The organism is Clostridium zeae (genome assembly GCF_017312485.1).
In the GTDB taxonomy this organism is placed as follows: domain Bacteria; phylum Bacillota; class Clostridia; order Clostridiales; family Clostridiaceae; genus Clostridium_AR; species Clostridium_AR zeae.
On sequence record NZ_BMBA01000013.1, the window covers coordinates 19,661 to 37,021 of the forward strand.

General features: G+C 31.1%; 14 protein-coding genes. 2 read left to right on the forward strand and 12 right to left on the reverse strand.

Annotated features, from left to right (window positions below):
• Positions 1 to 99: 99 nt before the first annotated feature.
• From J3477_RS25090 to J3477_RS25100, 3 genes are all read right to left on the reverse strand, one after another.
• Positions 100 to 984, reverse strand: coding sequence for a carbohydrate ABC transporter permease (locus tag J3477_RS25090; protein WP_206872976.1), 885 nt, complete (start codon positions 982 to 984; stop codon positions 100 to 102).
• 14 nt (positions 985 to 998) lie between these two features.
• Complete coding sequence (locus tag J3477_RS25095) at positions 999 to 1,913, reverse strand: carbohydrate ABC transporter permease (RefSeq protein WP_206872977.1); 915 nt, start codon at positions 1,911 to 1,913, stop codon at positions 999 to 1,001.
• A 210-nt stretch (positions 1,914 to 2,123) separates the two neighbouring features.
• Positions 2,124 to 3,521 carry an ABC transporter substrate-binding protein gene (locus tag J3477_RS25100; protein ID WP_206872978.1) on the reverse strand — a complete coding sequence of 466 codons (1,398 nt, stop codon included), beginning with the start codon at positions 3,519 to 3,521 and terminating at the stop codon, positions 2,124 to 2,126.
• A 185-nt stretch (positions 3,522 to 3,706) separates the two neighbouring features.
• Between J3477_RS25100 and J3477_RS25105 the strand changes: the two genes are divergently transcribed.
• Positions 3,707 to 4,675, forward strand: a complete 969-nt coding sequence (locus tag J3477_RS25105) for a hypothetical protein (RefSeq protein WP_206872979.1) — start codon at positions 3,707 to 3,709, stop codon at positions 4,673 to 4,675.
• A 103-nt stretch (positions 4,676 to 4,778) separates the two neighbouring features.
• Here J3477_RS25105 and J3477_RS25110 read toward each other — a convergent pair whose 3' ends face one another.
• The 9 genes from J3477_RS25110 to J3477_RS25150 all read right to left on the reverse strand — a co-directional run bounded on the left by J3477_RS25110 (position 4,779) and on the right by J3477_RS25150 (position 14,366).
• On the reverse strand, positions 4,779 to 6,530 hold the full coding sequence (locus J3477_RS25110) for a cache domain-containing sensor histidine kinase (protein ID WP_206872980.1): 1,752 nt from the start codon (positions 6,528 to 6,530) through the stop codon (positions 4,779 to 4,781).
• A 210-nt stretch (positions 6,531 to 6,740) separates the two neighbouring features.
• Positions 6,741 to 7,340 carry a nitroreductase family protein gene (locus J3477_RS25115; protein ID WP_206872981.1) on the reverse strand — a complete coding sequence of 200 codons (600 nt, stop codon included), beginning with the start codon at positions 7,338 to 7,340 and terminating at the stop codon, positions 6,741 to 6,743.
• Positions 7,341 to 7,538: 198 nt separating this feature from the next.
• Positions 7,539 to 7,952 (reverse strand): acyl-CoA thioesterase, encoded by a 414-nt coding sequence (locus J3477_RS25120; RefSeq protein ID WP_206872982.1) that lies wholly within the window; start codon positions 7,950 to 7,952, stop codon positions 7,539 to 7,541.
• Between the two features lie 134 nt (positions 7,953 to 8,086).
• Positions 8,087 to 8,941 (reverse strand): patatin-like phospholipase family protein, encoded by an 855-nt coding sequence (locus J3477_RS25125; protein WP_206873020.1) that lies wholly within the window; start codon positions 8,939 to 8,941, stop codon positions 8,087 to 8,089.
• Between the two features lie 341 nt (positions 8,942 to 9,282).
• Positions 9,283 to 11,238 (reverse strand): triple tyrosine motif-containing protein, encoded by a 1,956-nt coding sequence (locus J3477_RS25130; RefSeq protein WP_206872983.1) that lies wholly within the window; start codon positions 11,236 to 11,238, stop codon positions 9,283 to 9,285.
• Positions 11,239 to 11,634: 396 nt separating this feature from the next.
• Positions 11,635 to 12,126 carry a hypothetical protein gene (locus J3477_RS25135; protein ID WP_206872984.1) on the reverse strand — a complete coding sequence of 164 codons (492 nt, stop codon included), beginning with the start codon at positions 12,124 to 12,126 and terminating at the stop codon, positions 11,635 to 11,637.
• 100 nt (positions 12,127 to 12,226) lie between these two features.
• Positions 12,227 to 13,555, reverse strand: a complete 1,329-nt coding sequence (gene celB, locus J3477_RS25140) for a PTS cellobiose transporter subunit IIC (RefSeq protein WP_228731367.1) — start codon at positions 13,553 to 13,555, stop codon at positions 12,227 to 12,229.
• Positions 13,556 to 13,617: 62 nt separating this feature from the next.
• A complete protein-coding gene (locus tag J3477_RS25145; protein ID WP_206872985.1) occupies positions 13,618 to 13,926 on the reverse strand; it encodes a PTS sugar transporter subunit IIB in 309 nt (102 codons plus the stop codon).
• 107 nt (positions 13,927 to 14,033) lie between these two features.
• Positions 14,034 to 14,366 (reverse strand): PTS lactose/cellobiose transporter subunit IIA, encoded by a 333-nt coding sequence (locus J3477_RS25150; RefSeq protein ID WP_371876619.1) that lies wholly within the window; start codon positions 14,364 to 14,366, stop codon positions 14,034 to 14,036.
• Positions 14,367 to 14,696: 330 nt separating this feature from the next.
• On the opposite strand from J3477_RS25150, the gene J3477_RS25155 reads away from it, so the two are divergent.
• Positions 14,697 to 17,348 (forward strand): sigma-54-dependent transcriptional regulator, encoded by a 2,652-nt coding sequence (locus J3477_RS25155; protein ID WP_206872986.1) that lies wholly within the window; start codon positions 14,697 to 14,699, stop codon positions 17,346 to 17,348.
• Positions 17,349 to 17,361: the final 13 nt, after the last annotated feature.

Below are 17,361 nucleotides of genomic sequence, written 5' to 3' on the forward strand. Positions count from 1 at the left end.
AAACTATACTGTATATATGTAAAAACACAGACCTTCTTCAGTTATAGATTAGTTGACTAAAGAAGGTCTGTGTACATTGACTCTATTTAAAATATTAAACTATTCCTTTATACTACCTTCCATTGCTCCTGCAGTAATCTGCTTTTGGAAAAGTATAAACAAAATTATAGGTGGTATGATTGCCAGAGTAATACACATCATAAGCTGATCTGGTGTCATTTTTCCACCTTGACGAGCCACAAATAACTTAACCATAACAGTGAAACTACTATCCTTCTTTAGAACCAAGTAAGGAAGAAGGAAATCAGACCATGCTGCATTAACTGCATACATACCGATAACCATATTTATCGCTTTACTTAATGGAGCTACTATTTTAAAGAATATCTGAAAATCTGAACATCCATCCAACCTAGCAGCCTCAATAAGAGATGTTGGAATTGACTTAAAAAATGTGATATACAGTATAACATAAAATGCATTTGCTCCTGCCACAAACCATAGTGGTGTGATTTGGTTGTTCAAATTTAATGCTACTATGTTCTTAAACACTGGAACTAAACTAGTAGTTGCTGGTATCATTAAGCTCACCATAACTAACGCATGAACAACTTTACTTCCTCTTGGTTTAATTATAGCTATTACATAAGCAAGTAACCCATTAAACACTATTGCACAAACTACACTACCTACAACGGCTATTAAAGAATTCTTGTAGTACTTTATAAAATCGAGTTTCTTCCAAGTTTCTGCCAGTCTTTCTGGATGAAATTGATCTGGCCAAAAAGTTGGTGGTTGTCTAAAAAACTCTTCTTGGGATTTAAAGCTTGATAGCATTACCCATAATGGTGGCACAACGGAAGCTATCACTATAACAAAGCATATTACAATCATAATTAGATATGCAAGCTTTACTGGTTTTCGTTTTAAATCAAAGGTAGTTATAGCACCATAGCTTTTATTACTTATTTTAGATTTAAACATTTGGCCTCTCCTTTCTATTCCTCACTGTTTCTGTTAAGAAGATTGTACACACAAGTTAATGCAATAAGTATTATAGCGATAATAACACTTAGCGCTGTTGCTTGAGCAATCTTCATATCTTGGAATGCATATTTATAATTTAACTGCATTAGAGAAATAGAAGCATTATTAGGCCCACCACCAGTCATTACCATTGGTTCATATAATACTTGGAAAACAGCTATAATTTGAAGTATAAATAAAGTTTTACAAGTACTAAATAGTCCTGGAATAGTTATATAGAAAATTCTTTGCCATATTCCTGCACCATCCATGGCTGCAGCTTCATAATGATCTTGATTTAAGCCTTGCAATCTTGCGAGGTAAACTAGAGCAGTTGATCCTGCACCCTTCCAAGTCATTGTAATTACTATTAAAAGAATAGTCCACTTTGGATCTTCTAACCATTTATGTGGCTCTACTCCAAACTTACTTAAAAAAACATTTAAAATACCATTTCCTCCTGGGGTCATGATTAAAGACCACATCATAACAGTAGCTACCCCTGGAACAACATTAGGAAAATACATCCCAACTCTAAATAACGATTTAAAGTACACAACTTCATTTAATAAAATTGCCATTATTATAGGGACTAAAAACCCTACTACTAAGGACCAAAAAATATAAACAAAAGTATTGCTTAACGCCTTCATAAACACTGGATCTTGAAATACATTTATGTAGTTTTTAAATCCTACAAAAGCTACAGGATTGAACCCCTGTGTACTATAAAATGATAGTTTAAGACTTTGAAGAATAGGTACCCATACGAAAAAAGCAAATAACACCAATGACGGAATCATTATCATCCATCCTGATATATCTTTTCGCCATACATTTTTGCCGATTTTTCTACTTTTTATTGGTGTTTGTGTAGCAAGTTTCATGGCATCATCGACTCCTTTCTTAATTCTTTATAATATAAAAGGCTGCATACCACTTTCTTGATAGATAAAGATGAACAATCTCTCTGACTAAATATTTCAAAACTCTGGGGGGTTAAACCAAGATGATTTGAATAAAAATTTAAATAATATAATTGTTCATCTTTATATCCTATTAGTGCTTTATACAGCCTTATTTAGTGCTAAAATAAATTATTTTTTATTTATATTCGCATCTAACTTTTGTTGGAAGTTGCTATTAGCTTTATCCATAAGAGCTTGAACATTTGCATCTTTGTTAGTTAATACTGCTTGAATAACTGGATATAATTCAGCATACATATCTTGAGTAAGATTTGGTTCTTCAGTGTGAAGAGTTTTTGGTACATTACTGAAGTAATCCTTAAATAAGTTGTAGTTTATATTTTCATTAGCTTTTCTAATTTCTTCAACCTTATCTAGGTAATCTTTATTTGTCCAAACTTGGAATGATGGAATAACTGGAATGTTATTTTTCTTACGATAATCTGCATCATCCTTAAGTCCCTTTTCTGTATCAGCGTTAAGAACTGGTGCTTTACCCATTATTTCTATGAATTTAAGAGCTCCATCTATTTCATCCTTTGAAGCTGTTGAAGAGAACATATAAGGAGTACCACCCATTAATGAGTATTGTCCACCAGGACCTGCTGGGAATGGTACTAAAGCTAAATCGTCTTTACTTAAACCGTAATCTTTAGTTGGAACATTTACACCATCTTGTGCTGCAAAGTACATTGCTGCATTGCTAGTGCCTATTGCTTGCATACCTGATGTCCAATCTTGAAGAATTTCATCAGTTAACGCATTATATTTCCATTTTAAATCCTTTACATATTGCATAGCTGCTACGGCTTCTTTAGAATTTAAGTTAGATTTCCACTTTCCATTGTCTTCTACTTGAAGCTTTGCTCCAAATGCCCATGCTATATTTGAGAAATGCCATCCACCAGAATTGTCTTTTGATAGTAATACAATTCCTGCTTTTCCTGTCTTTTGTTTAATAGTTGCAGCTGTTTGAGCTAATTCATCCATAGTCTTTGGATACTTAGGTATGTCTCCATCCATTAATCCTGCTTGTTTAAATAATTTTATGTTAACATACAAACCTAATGCGTATCCATCACGTGGAACTCCATATGTCTTTCCATCTTTAGATAATAGATCTTTTATCTTTGGATCCATTGCATCCAACCACTTATTATCTTTTAGTTCACCAGTGATATCTGCAACATATTTGTTTGCTATCAACTTTTGTGGCTCTGTATACCAAGTTTCAAATACTGTTGGTAGTTGTCCACTTTCTGCCAAAGGAACAAAGCTTTCTACACTATATTTATAGTGCGAAGGTTCAATTGTAATCCAATTATATTTTTTCTCACATTCTTCTTTGTACTTATTGAATAATGCAACTTGCTCGGCATCAGTATCCTCTGGCCACATTCCTATCTTTACTGTAACCTTCTTGTGTCCATCAGCTGTAGCTGGCTTATCTTCTTGCTTATTACATGCTGTCAAAGATGTAACTGCTAACATTGCAGATATAAGTATTAGTGCTAAACGTTTTCTCATTACATTCCCTCCTTAAATATTTCGCATCCCTCTTACAATTAAAAGTATACAAGATTCCCAAAAATGAAAACAGGCTATAATCATGCTAAATAGTTTGTTAATCTGCACATATTTTATACACAACATTGAAAAGGTTATCACGTACATATATAATTTAAATTAAGTTAGTTTCGTGAGGTGATTTAATGTCTGCAAAAACACGTATAATATTTCAATCAGTAGCAATTGTTATCTTATCTATTATTTTAATAATGTTTATTGGATATAAAAAAATGCAAAATGTACTTCTTCAAAATCGTATTCAGTCTTATGTGGAAACCATGAAAATACAGTCACAAAATATAGATTACTTTAGAAAGCTTATCGAAAACATTACCGATTATTCAATTAACTCTCCTCAAGTAACTGATTCACTTAAGGATACTTCATATAATTCTATTGTAACTAATAGTCTATCCGATTTGAGATCTATAAATCTTGATATAATTGGATCTACCATCTATTCCTCTAATGGACTTAGATATGAAAGTAATAGTAATTATAATTTTCCATCCTTTGATTCGTTTTCTAAAACAAAAGAATATAGTAACTTTATTAAGACTTCTAAAAGTTCAATGTGGATGCTATGTTCAGATGATATTCCTAAATACAGGTATACTAACTCAAAAAGTACAAACGTAGTATCATATATCTCCAAGATATATGATGTTTCTTCTTCCTTAGGAATAGTTATCGTCAACATAACCACTGGTTCATTTATGGATTATTTCTCTTATGATGTATTTGATTCTAAGTTCTCTCTTTCAGTATACACTCCTGGAACTGAACCAATATACGAGTACGGTGAACAATCCCTAATGCCTCCTAAAGAAGCAGAGCTTATGAACATTCTTTCTTCAGGAAAGAATTATACTCTCAGCAAAGATAAAACCAAATTAATAATAATAGAAAACTTACTAGATAAGGACACTTATGTTGTAAAAACTATATCCTTAGATAATTTCTACAAGGAGACTGGAAAGCTAAAGGCTTCTTTTGTATTGATAGCCATTGTATTACTTATGACACTCATACTACTTTATAGCAGGTTTGTGAATAATATATTAAACCCAATAATATCTCTTCATGATAAAATGATTCAATATCATGATTAACACTCTATAAAAAAATCGCTAAGTAATCTTCTTAGCGATTTTCTTATACATTTAATGAAGCAACCTCTCTATTTTAATACACTATTAAAATACCTCTAGTAACTTACTGTTTTTCTCTTCTTGCTATTCTTATGATTACAGTAGTACCTTTATTAGGTTGACTTAATATACTAATACCATACTTACTTCCATATTCTAATTTTATTCTCTCATCAACATTCTTCAACCCGTATCCACCAGATTTGCTTTTATCCAAGTTATCAAATTCATCTAGCATTTTAGGGTCAAAGCCTTTACCATTGTCTATAACTTCAAAAATCAACATATCATCATATTTAATCCCATTAATTTCTATCCTGCCATTTTCCTTCTTGCCCCTAACTCCATGCTTTAATGCATTCTCAACTATAGGTTGAATAGTGAGTTTAAGAATATATTCATCAAGAATATCATCAGGTATGTTATATGAAATTTGAAGTTCATTAGGAAATCTCATCTGTTCTATAACAACAAAGCTTTGTATTAAACTTATTTCTTCGCTTATTGTTATGTACTTTTCTCCCTTATGCAAACTCATTCTGAAAAACCTCGAAAGAGCCATAGTTATTTTTTCAATATCCTGTTGTTTTTTTATTTTTGCCATCCAAACAATTGTATCTAAAGTATTATACAAAAAATGTGGATTTATCTGAGCTTGCATCGCAGCCAATTCTAATTCTCTTTGTTTTTCTTTTTCCTCATTATTTTTAACAATAAGTTCATCTATTCTTTCTACCATATCTACATATGCTTTTTCCAATTCAAAAAATTCATCATGTACTTTAGTTTCTTTAGCTATACCAATGCTTTGTTTTCCTCCTTTAAAGCCCTTCATAGCAGCTTGCAATCTTCTTAGAGGTTTTAATATATATGCAACTGTTAAAAACGAAAGTACTATAGCAATCACTGCACTTACAGTTGATATAATCCATACGTTATAGCTTATCTGTTTAGTTATCATATCAATATTTTCTTCTTTTATATAAGTAAGTATATACCAATTAAATCCTATATCTTTAAGTTGTTTATCAAAGGCAGTATTGGCAACTACCATCTTTTCTCCCTTAAAATCTATATGATTCAATTTTTTATCTGTGATAGAACTAAATTTATAATCATATATAGTTTCACCTATACTTTCACTATCCATTGAAGACATTATTTTTCCTTCACTGTTTACAATCATAGAAAAGCTATTATTAACAAGTAAATGATTATATATTTTAATAAAATTATTAGATTTAACATAAGTTACTAAGTACCCATTTATTCTTCCAGTATCTAAATTTCTAAATTTACGACCAATCATTATATACGCTTGTCCGTTTTTATCTTTAACTACCGCATCGCTATATGTTATTTTGCCTGAATCATCAATCTTATCAAGAAAATTCTTATCAGGTAACGACAGATTTTCATCCTCAGCCATCCTGTAACTCTTTCCTTCTTTTGTTATTATAACTACATCTGCAATATTATCATACTCTTTCATCTGAGATAGCAACTGCTCCTTTATACGCCTTTGCTTTTCTTCATATGTTATTGAATCATCATTTATTATTTGATTGTAGATTTGTCTAGATAGAAGCCTCACCGAAGCCATATTTACGTCATTTATTACCAAGTCCATACTTTGACAAAGTTCACTTTGAGCAGAATATAGATATGCCGTTAAATCACTGTATATTATCCTATTAGAGTAAAAATTCATCACTGCAGAAATTATTATGGTTACAACCATTAAAGTTATGGCTGTAATTCTAAAAAAACTATTATATAAGCTTCCCTTTTTTAAAATGAATTTCTTTTTTAACATTTTAACTCCTTACTAGAGTGTTTCTCTATACATTTTAAATACCATCATAAAAACCGTTTACATTTAATATAACAAAATTTAAAATACATTATAACTAACTATATGTATATGTTTATATTGAAGTATCACATCTTTATCTATATTATATGGTTAATGTAATATGCTGTAAATATATAAAAAAACACCTACATAGGTGTTTTTATTCTTACATTATTTAAAAACTTTGATTCTCTCATCTATTGGCATAAAACTTTTTTCTCCTGGAATTTGTAGTGGTTTTCCAAAAGGCATCTGTGCAATTAGTTTCCACTCATCAGGTATATTCCATGTTTTTTTAACTTCATCATCAATTAAAGGATTGTAATGTTGAAGCGAAGCTCCTAGTCCTTCTATTTCTAGTGCTGTCCAAACCACATACTGAAGAATGCCTGAAGACTGCTCAGACCATACAGGGAAATTATCTTTATATAATGCAAACTGTTCTTGTAATCCCTTCACAATAGCTTGATCTTCAAAATACAATATAGTTCCGTGCCCCTTACTAAAAGAATCTATCTTTTCTTCTGTTTGAGCAAAGTTTTCTTCAGGTACTACCTTTCTTAAAGCTTCCTTGGTAATATCCCATAATTTTGTATGATGCTTATCTAATAGCAATACTGCTCTACAACTTTGTGAGTTAAAAGAAGTTGGAGCACATTTAACGGCTTCCTCTACCATATGTGCAATTCTTTCATCTGGTATTGTAGACTCATTACTAATTGCATAGATTGATCTTCTGCTCTTAATAGCAGTATAAAAATCAATAATCATCTTTCTGCCTCCTATTTTTAATTGCTAATTAAAGATTATTCTAATAACTTATTATGGATGTACCACTTCATAGTAAAATTTATTATTTTTAAATTCTCTCACCAGAAGCCGTGAGAGTTTTAAAAACAGATTTTGGATTGAAGTGGTACATCTAAAGTACGTTATTATTTTTAACCTTCATAGGAGGCTTTATGTATCCTATAATAAACCTTGTATCTTATTCCATATTTCTATATTGTTCTTTTTTAAGTTAATTATTTTAAAGTCCTTATTAACAAATGCATGAACTGTTTTTCCTTTAGCTAAGGTAATCTTATCTGCATCTCTTATTACTTCATATGAAAATACTACCTTCGCACCATTAAGTTCTTCAACCCAAGTTTTAATTGTGACTTCATCTTCATACTTAGCTCCAACCATATATCTGCAGTTGCTTTCTACTAAAGGCATCATTATGCCATTACTCTCCATATCACTATAGCTAATTCCTGATTCTTTTATGAATTCTGTTCTTCCAACCTCAAACCATGCATAATAGTTAGAATGGTGAACTATTCCCATCTGATCAGTTTCAACATATCTTACCTTAATTTTTGTTTCGCTTATATTCATATATATCTCCCTATATACAGATACCCTTATAATTGAATTTATTTTTAAAACTCTGGTCAGAATTCATCAGAGTTTTAAAAATAACTTTAGATTTAAAGTTATCCATCTTCATTAAACTATATAAAAGAATGAATTTATAGCCATGCCTTCAATCTCTCATAATTCTTTTTTGCATCTTCATAACCCAAATCATAAAGTCTATACAACTTCTCTGGTCTTTTTTCCAATCTATCAACTTGTAAGTCCTCACTTGGTCTTAATATGAATACATTTCCTTCTTTCTCCATGTCACCAGCTAAGTCCAAAGTTTCATTATAAACAGCGTGTCTATTTACCATTGCCTTTGATAACCCTTTGTATTTAGAATATACTTTATCTACAACCCACTTTCTCTTGAAAGCTTCTTTTCTGTATCCATCAGGCCTAGTTAGTATCACCACATGCTTTTTATTGCCATCATTAATAGATTTATTTAATGGAATTGGATCAGATATTCCTCCATCCAATAGACTATAATTATTGTAGCTTACCACTGGTGCAACAAAAGGCAGGCTACTAGACGCACGTATAATTTTTAGAATTTCATCATTGTCTTTAAAACACTGATTTTTTTCCACATAAAATGGCTCTCCAGTTATGCAATCAGTTGCTCCGATTATAAATTTTTGTTCTGAATCAAAAAAAGTATCATAATCGAAAGGATCTAACTCATTTGGTATTTTGTTATACACAAAATCTATTCCAAATAAACTTCTCTCTTTTAGCATATTTCTATAACTTAAGTATCTATGGTCTTTTACATATCCTATATTAATTCTTTTGTTTCTCTCAAACTGTTTAGAAATATATGATGCTGCATTACATGCGCCTGCCGAAACCCCTATTATGTATGGGAAGTGTAAAGACTTTTCCAGGAAGAAATCCAGTATACCAGCTGTATATACTCCCCTTAAGCCGCCTCCTTCAAGTACTAATCCTATATCTTTCATCATAACACCTTCTAATTTTTATATTTACTTTATTATACTAAATTGTTTCAATTTATAATAGTAAAAATACTTATGTAACCATTTATTTACATAATATATATTTGTAAAACTAAAGTCCATATGCATAAATAATATTAAGTAAGGTATCTATGGTATCTTATGTTGTGTAATAAAGTCTATTATTTCTCCATATATTATCATGCCATATACTCCAAGAAGCGAATAAAAAGCTTAGACTAACCCTTTTAAATTAGTCTAAGCTTTTCTTAAACTGTATTAATACATTACGTCACATACACTTAAGTAGCTTTAGCATTCTATATTTGCATAAATACTTAAAACTAATTAAACTTAGGAATTTCATAATAGAACATTGAATTATTCATTTTACTTATTATTGATTTCATTATCTGTGATTGCTTATACGCCCAACCTATATCCGTTGCATACTGATGAGCATATAAAGTATTTGGAGATTTATATATAGTAAGCATATCCCATCTCATTTTATAGAGAGTATCCTGCTTATAGGTTGTGCTGTTTATATAACTTTGAGATATAAACTTAGCCCCACCAATGATTGCTTTATCAACCGTTGACCAGCCTTGCTTATAAGCATTTTCTGAACCCCATAAATTAGGATTTGAATCATAAGCTGCAACTCCATAAACATTATATACCTTAACTGGAGCAGTTACATCTATAAGCTTAGAGTTCTCATCACCAAATATCTCATGTACTGCACTAACTGTTATTCCTGTAGCTAAAGCTGAAGTACCATTACCAGTTTCTAATAGTGAATGAGCAACTAAGTATACTGGATTGATGTTATAAGTCTTTCCTGCTTCAATAAAAGCGGCTCCCTTACCTTGAAGAACTCCTTTACCTGCTAATACATTGTTTAAATCTTCTACAGTTATCCCATCAACATAATTAAGCTTTAAAAATTGATATATACCATAATCATTAATAAAATTATTTGGGTTTACATAGTATGCTACCTGATCTTTTGTGGCATCTATCCAATTACCATTACTCCAAACTTGTGACTTAGTGTATAGCCCCATTTCACTGTTAATAAAGCTTTCTAAACCTAGTTTTGAGTCTACGTAACTTACTATCCCATATTTTAATATCTCAAAGTCAATCTCTTTCGAGTTATCTAAACTTCTTAATGAGGTTGTATCTTTTATATCAACTTTTATCTTATATTTTCCTTCTTTTATCGGAACCCAATTATAGTTATTATCATTAGAATAATCTCTAACTAAAGTCCATTGAATTCCGTCGCTAATCCAATATCTATATAATATTGTAGTTCCTCCTACTACTTTAGTAGTAGCAGTTATTGTATTACCAAGTCTTCTTGGTGAAACTAGATTTGTTGATAAATTCTCAATCTGAGGTATATTATTCACTACAAAGGTTTTCTCCATGAAATTGTCATAATTACTTGTAGAGCCTTGATATTTAACTTCTACTCTTACTTTATAGGTACCCTCTGACGTCGGCATCCATATGAACTTACTACTGCTAGAGTAGTCCTTTAAGATAGCCCATCCTGTTCCTTTATCTACCATAAACTTATATAACACATTGGTTGTACCACCACTTACTGCACTGATTGTAATTGGAGTATTAATTAAAGCAGGCGAGCTTTTATCGAATATAACACTACTTATTGTTGCTATTGGATTTTTAATCTCGTAACTTTTTTCAATATATGTATCTGGATTCCTTAAGGAATTAGCCTGCTTTATATCTACTCTCACTTTATAATTACCGATTTTAGTAGGACTCCAATTATATGTTTTATCATAAGTATAATCTCTGAGTACACTCCATGCTTGTCCGTTATATATAGAATACTTATAGAGTACTCCACTTGTTAGATTTGTGTTAGTAGTAAACTTAACTGTTGTCCCTATATTACTAGGTGAGCTAAAATTTGTAGTAATACTCTGAGCCTTTACTGTGCTGTAAACTTCGTAGTTTATTTGCTTATATACTGTGGCAATGGATTTATTATATTTGTCTTTTACCTCAACTTTTATCTTGGAAGTAGAAGCTCTATATGGAACCCACTGAGTATCCTTTCTTGAAGTATAATCTTGAAGAGTATACCACCTTGTTCCGTCATAGATAGAGAATTTATAAAGTAAACTTCCAGAACCAATAGCGCTAGCACTTATCTTAACAGTCTCTCCTACTTTTACAGTTTGTCTATCTGTGCTCAAACTTTTAATTTGAATAGTTGCAGCTTGAACTTTAACATTATGCAAAACTATGCTTGTCATAATCATTACCAAGAAAATATATATTTTCTTTTTAAGCTTCAGAATAATCCCCCCTAATCTTTGGTTTAAAACATCTTAACAAAAACTTATAAAAAGTTTTTATATAGAGTTATATGATTTTATTAATATAATCGTTAAAACCTACTTTACTCTGAAGCTTATTTCGTTGATACTTTCTAGTATACTACTGGTAATGAATCCACGTATTTCCACATAATTCTATCTTAAAGAAAAGGACTGTTGCATCTTGCAACAGTCCTTTTCTTTATACACGATTTATTCTAACTTTCCTAAAACAAAAGGAAATTTTATTTTCTAATTATTGATTATTTTTTTTAAAACAGTTTTAAATTTTTTAAGTTTAGGTCATAGCTATAATATTACATAAATCCAAATTTAAAATTTAAGATACTTAAGAGGACTAACCCCATCTCTTGCTTTAAGAAGATCGCCTCTTACTGCCATCATATAAAATCCTACTGTAAATAGGATTACGAATGGTCCAAGTAAATTACTTATAAAAACTGCTATTAAAAGTGTATGGTTAGCATAATTATAAACATTCGTAAATGGAATATTAATATGCTTGAATTTATTGTATGCGAAAAATATTCCGCTAAGAAATAATGCTGCAAAAGCAACTCCTATGGTTGCGTAAAGAACAATCCCAATTAAAGTAGGTATTTCTAGAGTTTTATAATATAGTAGAAACACATCAAAATTACCGTAAATAACTGATTTGAAACCTTTCATTATTGTATAAAGTATGAGCCCTGCGATTGAAACAATTAAATCAAATCTTAATAATTTCCCAAAGGATTCACCTTTTAAAGTATGGTATAAATGAGGTTTAAAGAGACTTATTTTTAATTCATTTAGAAGATTCAAGATCAAAACCCCTTTCAAAATTTTTAGTATATTTATATGTACATAGGTGGTTACAAGTATGTAACCACCTATATTTTATATTATATACTATATTGTGCTTTTATACAGTTGCATTTTCTGCTGAATTGTAAGCTTTTTCTTCTTCGAAGTATTGCTTATCAACAGTTCTGATGAATGGATAGTAGCAAAGGAATGCTACAGCTAATTCTACTATTTGTAGTAATGCTCCTCTAACACCAGCTATTAAGAATCCACCGAATACTGCAGGAGTTGTCCAAGGAATTATAACTCCTGAAGGTCTTGGAACTAATCCAGTAGAAATTGCTAAATAACAAACTACTGCAAGAATCATTGGTGTTAATATGAATGGTATCATCATTATTGGGTTAAGAACTATTGGAAGACCGAATGTTATAGGTTCATTGATGTTGAATAAACCAGGAAGTATTGCAAGTCTACCAAGTTTCTTACATTGTTCTGACTTACAAAGGAATACCATTGTTAAACATAATGCTAATGTAGAACCAGATCCACCTAATTGTAAGTATATTTCTTGGAATTGTTGTGTAATAACGTGTGGTAATGCACCGCCAGCCTTAAATGCTGTTAAGTTATCAGCTGATAATGAAAGCCAGATTGGTGACATAACTGAACCAACAACGTTAGCACCATGAATACCAAATACCCAGAATAATCCTATGAATAGGTTTGCAATAAGTGTTGCACCTAAACTATCTCCTAATGAAGTTAATGGAGCTTGAAGTATCTTGTAGATGAATCCATGTACTGTGTTGTATGAAGTAAATGTGAATAAAAGTCTAACGATATCGAAGCAAGCTATTACCATGAAAGCTGGTATAAGTGCTGAGAACGCTTTAGATACAGTTGGAGGAACTCCTTCTGGCATCTTAATAACCCATCCTCTAACGTTTACAAATCTTATTATTTCAGTAGTAAAGATTGCTGTAAACATACCAACGAATAATCCTTTTGATCCAAGCCATTCCATTGGTATAACACCAGTTATATCATAAACTACTTTTGAATCTGCAGGAGTAAATGTTGTAGCAAATGGTGTAAGTATAAAGAATGCTACAAGTGCTATTGCACCACTGCTAATTCCTTCTAATTCATAGTGAAGTGATAAGCTGTTTGCTATACCGTACACTACGAAGATTGTCATTATTGACATTGTTGCATCAAAAGGAATTGTAAAGAATGTTTTCCAGTTAGCTCCGAAGATGCTAGCCATGAAGTCTAAGAATCCTTGAATTGGGAAGTTTGCCACTAAAAGTGACATTGCACCGATGATCAGTAATGGCATTGCAAGCATGAAACCATCACGGATTGCTAATAAATATCTGTTACCAGAGATTTTAGCTGCTACGGGCATAAGCTTTTCTTCTAATAAGTCCATAGGTTTTGACATAATTTTTATCTCCTTTCAAATTTAAAAAATATATAATGAAAAAATTTCAAGCTATTTAATAATTATTTCTTTATAAGTGCTATTGCTTTTTCTAGAACCTTTTGACCATTCATCATACCATAGTCTTGAGGAGCTATTACATCTATTGGAACATTATGCTCATCGCATATTTTCTTAGCTCTTGCAAGAGCAAATCTTATTTGAGGTCCTAACAAAACTACATCAGCTTCTGGAACATACTTATTCATTTGAGCTTCAGAGTAAGCATTAATCTTAGCTTCTATACCTTGAGCTTTTGCTGCTGCCTCCATTTTAGTAACTAATAAACTTGTTGACATACCTGCTGAACAAAATAAAACGATATTGTACATAATAAATTCCTCCTAATAAATTAAGTTTTTTATTTCAATCTGAATATTTAATGTTTAATTTTTATATATAGTTCTCTCTAAAACAAACCCTTATTTATTTTATGTTTTTATTGTTGTGCTGCCTTTTCAAGTAATGGTTGCATTTGTCTTCTTAGCTCAATGATTTGAAGTATAAGATTTTTTTCTGTTATAGCAGTCATTAGATGATCTTGACTGTGAACAAATAATGCTGTTATTTCAATTTTTTCTCCTTGAGCTTCCTTGTGTAAAAGTGAAGTTTGTGAATCATGAGCGCGTCCTATTGCTTCGTCTGCAAGTTCTATCGAGGAAGAGGCTCCTTGAAAATCTCCACTATTTGCTTTCTCTAGTGCTTCATGAGCGTAAGCTCTAGCATCACCAGCGTTGATGATAATACCCATTATAATTTCTTCCATATTCATCGTCCTGTCCCCCTTTAGGTGAGTAAGTTGTTTTATTTTTTTCTTATGCCATATACTATAGCAAGACTCGTGCCAAAACTCTAAAAACACCTAAGCAAAAGGATTTCAGTAAATGTTTACATTGTGTTTTGGTTAAAATCATTAGTGTTTCGTATAAAAAACAGTAGTGTTTTGATAATAAATACAGTGTTTTTTTTTGTAAAAATAGTGTTTCTTAAAAAATACACTAATAAAATTAATTGTATTTACTTTTCTTATAAAAATGTTTTAATATATACTTAATTACTATTATGTATATAATTGAGATTATATGTAGGAGGGAGATGAAATATGAAGAGAATAGATCTAATTTATAATAAACTTTTAGAACTTTCCCGCCCAGATGGTGTAAGTGCTTCAGAGCTTTCAGAGATTTTAAGTATATCTAGAGCGAATGTTAGCTTTGATTTAAATAGATTGTGGGAAGAAGGTAAAGTTAGCAAATCAAGTGGAAGACCCGTCAAATACTCTATTTCTTCAAAAGGCCAGAATCACTCTAATAATGAAACTTCTTTAGATAGGCTATTAAGAAAAAACGAAAGTTTAGCAGAGCCTATAGAAGGTGCTAAGGCAGCTATCTTATATCCACCAAAAGGCATGCATTGCTTAATTTTAGGCGAGACTGGTGTAGGAAAATCAATGTTTGCAGACTACATGCATGAGTATGCCACAGAAATGGGTGTTAAGAAAAAAGATTCTCCTTTTATAATATTCAACTGCGCGGACTATACTAATAATCCACAATTATTAAACGCTCAGCTGTTTGGAGTTAAAAAAGGCGCCTATACTGGAGCTGAAAATGATAAAGAAGGCTTGATTGAAAAAGCAAATGGAGGAATATTATTTTTAGATGAAGTTCACAGATTACCTCCAGAAGGACAAGAAGCCTTTTTTACTTTCATGGACAAAGGAGTTTTTAGAAGGATAGGAGAATCTGATACTAGAACAGCAGATGTGCTAATAATATCTGCAACTACAGAAGATCCATCTTCAGTTCTTCTTAAAACATTCACCAGAAGAATTCCAATGACTATCAAGTTACCTGCTCTTAAAGATAGATCAGCAAAAGAAAGACTAGAGCTAATAAGAGACTTTTTTGAGGCAGAGAGGATAAGGCTAGATAGAGAAATTGCAGCTTCTTTAAATACCATGAGAGCCTTATTATCGTACGATTGTCCAAATAACGTTGGACAATTAAAAGCCGACATACAACTTTTATGTGCAAAAGCATATTCTGATTTCTTAACTGGCAAAAAAGGAGAGGTTAAGATAACAAGTACTGATCTTCCCCCTCATATAAAAGAAGGATTATATAATGAAAAAGGAAATAGAATTCTATGGAATGAAACACTAGGAGAAAAAATTAACTTTTTCAAGTTCTCAAAGGGTGAAGACGATATTGTAAAGCAGCATGAAGAAGGAAGTATCTATGATATTATAGATAGAAAAGTACAAGAACTACGACTAAAAGGTGTTTCTAATTTTGATATAGAGACCATATTGGAAAATGATATAACAAAATACTTTAAGATGTATATAAGAGGTGCAGAAAATGCTATAAGCAGAAAAAATCTTATAAACATTTTAGGCGAAGACACTCTTTTACTTATTGATAAGATGTTCTATTATGCAACAACAACTTTAGGAAGAAACTTTGATTCGAATACTTTTTCCGCATTAGCACTACATGTTAATACTCTAATAGAAAGATTAAATAACAACAAAACAATAATAAATCCTCAGCTAAACTGGATAATAAAACAGTATCCTAAAGAATTTCAGGTAGCTAAGGAATGTGTTAAGATTCTAGAAGATCATCTTAAAATTAATGTACCTGAAGATGAAGCTGGATTTATTACATTGTTCTGGGTTTTAGAGAAAGAAAATAGAGAAAAAGATAAGGTTAAAGTTATCTTAATAGCTCATGGAGAAAGTACTGCAACCTCTATGGCAGACGTTGCCAATAAACTTTTAGGTGAGGATTATGTAGTTGCTATTAATGCACCTATAGAAGTAAGCCCATTAGAAGTTTTAGGTGCTTTAAGGGCATATGTAAAAAATGATATGAATCCAATGGGATATTTGATTTTAGTAGACATGGGTTCTTTAACCACCTTTGGAGAAACAATAGAAAAAGAATATGGTATGCCGGTTAGAGTTGTAGCTTTAGTATCAACTTTGCATGTATTAGAGGCTACTAGAAAAGCTAGACTAGGCATAGGCTTAGAAGAGATATATAAAGATGTAATTTCAATGAACTCCTATATGTTTGAACACAATTATGATAGACCTACAAAGGAGCATACTAAAAAACTTGCAATAGTAACTGCGTGTCTTACAGGAGAAGGAACAGCAGTAGCTATGAAAAGCTTCTTATCTCATAATTTAAGATATGATAAAGATTTACTTGAGATAATTCCTTTAAATTTTGTAGATAAACATTTAATAAAATCTAGGCTAAAGGAAATAGAAGAAGAGAAAGAAATTATATTTATAGTATCATCTTTCCCTATAGATTCAGACTTAAAACAATTTAATATTCAAGATGTAATTAGTCTTAGAGTTATAAAGGAATTGCAAGAAAAAGTAGATATAAAAACAACCCTTATAAAAATGGAAGATGTTATATCTGAGAATATACAAGGCGTGGATGGCAAAGCACTTTATAGAGACATATTAGATACCTTAAATAAAGCTAAATCCTTGCTTAGAATAGAGCTTGCAGAATCTACTCTTCCTGGCATAATTCTTCATATAGCCTTTATGGTAAATAGAATAATGAATGGTCAGAGTCCAAGCGAATACAGTGAAAAAGAGTCCTTTATTGAAGATAACTTAGACATTTACAATGCAGTAAAAAAATCCTTGGAACTTCTAGAAAATAAATACCTAATAGAAGTTTCACAAGATGAAATATGTTATATAATGAACTTTTTTAGATAAAGTTGAGATAGAA

What these genes read in the sequence shown, in the direction of transcription:
- J3477_RS25095 (WP_206872977.1), bottom strand. Translation starts at nt 1,913, where the DNA reads ATGAAACTTGCTACACAAACACCAATAAAAAGTAGAAAAATCGGCAAA.
- J3477_RS25115 (WP_206872981.1), bottom strand. Translation starts at nt 7,340, where the DNA reads ATGATTATTGATTTTTATACTGCTATTAAGAGCAGAAGATCAATCTAT.
- J3477_RS25110 (WP_206872980.1), bottom strand. Translation starts at nt 6,530, where the DNA reads ATGTTAAAAAAGAAATTCATTTTAAAAAAGGGAAGCTTATATAATAGT.
- J3477_RS25090 (WP_206872976.1), bottom strand. Translation starts at nt 984, where the DNA reads ATGTTTAAATCTAAAATAAGTAATAAAAGCTATGGTGCTATAACTACC.
- J3477_RS25125 (WP_206873020.1), bottom strand. Translation starts at nt 8,941, where the DNA reads ATGAAAGATATAGGATTAGTACTTGAAGGAGGCGGCTTAAGGGGAGTA.
- J3477_RS25100 (WP_206872978.1), bottom strand. Translation starts at nt 3,521, where the DNA reads ATGAGAAAACGTTTAGCACTAATACTTATATCTGCAATGTTAGCAGTT.
- J3477_RS25120 (WP_206872982.1), bottom strand. Translation starts at nt 7,952, where the DNA reads ATGAATATAAGCGAAACAAAAATTAAGGTAAGATATGTTGAAACTGAT.
- J3477_RS25130 (WP_206872983.1), bottom strand. Translation starts at nt 11,238, where the DNA reads ATGACAAGCATAGTTTTGCATAATGTTAAAGTTCAAGCTGCAACTATT.
- J3477_RS25145 (WP_206872985.1), bottom strand. Translation starts at nt 13,926, where the DNA reads ATGTACAATATCGTTTTATTTTGTTCAGCAGGTATGTCAACAAGTTTA.
- J3477_RS25105 (WP_206872979.1), top strand. Translation starts at nt 3,707, where the DNA reads ATGTCTGCAAAAACACGTATAATATTTCAATCAGTAGCAATTGTTATC.
- J3477_RS25155 (WP_206872986.1), top strand. Translation starts at nt 14,697, where the DNA reads ATGAAGAGAATAGATCTAATTTATAATAAACTTTTAGAACTTTCCCGC.
- celB (WP_228731367.1), bottom strand. Translation starts at nt 13,555, where the DNA reads ATGTCAAAACCTATGGACTTATTAGAAGAAAAGCTTATGCCCGTAGCA.
- J3477_RS25150 (WP_371876619.1), bottom strand. Translation starts at nt 14,366, where the DNA reads ATGAATATGGAAGAAATTATAATGGGTATTATCATCAACGCTGGTGAT.